Below are 945 nucleotides of genomic sequence, written 5' to 3' on the forward strand. Positions count from 1 at the left end.
GGGGAAGACCTGCTCGACGGCGACCATCCGGTCGGCGAGCCCGGCTTCGTCCCCCGCGGCCACCGTCCGCAGCCGGTCGGCCAGGGGGTCGTCGAGGCGCAGCTCGCGCCCGGTCCGGTCGCGCCCCCGGGCGACGAAGACCATCCAGGCCGCCATCGTCCGCGCGGCGGCGACCGGCACCGAGCCGGCCTCGAGCCGGTCGGCCGCCGTCGCGAGGATCCGGATGGGCAGCTTCTGCGACCCGTCCCCGGCCACCTGCAGGGTCGTGTACCCGGTGCTCGGGTTGGCGAAGCGCTCGAGGATCTCGTCCCGGTAGTGCGCCAGGTCCAACCCCTCGGGCGGGGTCAGGGTCGGGGCGACTTCCTCGTCCATGAGGCGCCGCGCCACGGCGTCGACCTCGGGGTCGAGCACCGCCTCGTCGATCATCGCGTGCCCGCGCAGGGCACCCAGGTACGCGATCGCTGAGTGCGCACCGTTGAGCATGCGCAGCTTGGCCTGCTCCCACGGCGCGACGTCGGCCGTGATCGTCGCCCCGGCGCGCTCCCAGGCGGGACGCGGTCCGGCGAAGTCGTCTTCGATCACCCACTGGCTGAAGGGCTCGGCCACGACGAGAGCGTGGTCCTCGAGCCCGAGCAGGGCGGTGGCCTCGGCTCGGTGCGCGTCGGTGGTCGCGGGGGTGATGCGGTCGACCATCGTCACGGGGAACCGCAGCGAGGTCGCCACCCAGGCGCGCAGCGGGGCGGCGTCCGACCCCACCGCACTCAGCACCCCGTCGAGCAGGAGGGCCACGACCCGCCCGTTGTCCATCATGTTGTCGCAGCACACCACGGTCAGCGGGGCCCCGTGCCGGGAGAACCGGCGGGCCAGTCCCCGGGCCAGGGCGCCGATCGGCGTGCGGGCGGCGTCGGGCAGCTCCCAGCCGCCGGTGCTGCCGGTGCCCCGGGC

The 945-nt window shown here is 75.3% G+C and carries 1 pseudogene; it reads right to left on the bottom strand.

Features of this window, described 5'->3' with window-relative positions:
- Positions 1 to 945, bottom strand: a pseudogene (locus L0B03_RS18450) (mannitol dehydrogenase family protein); the annotation flags it as partial.

Origin of the sequence: Actinotalea sp. C106, assembly GCF_023630195.1 — a bacterium.
Classification (GTDB): Bacteria; Actinomycetota; Actinomycetes; order Actinomycetales; family Cellulomonadaceae; genus Actinotalea.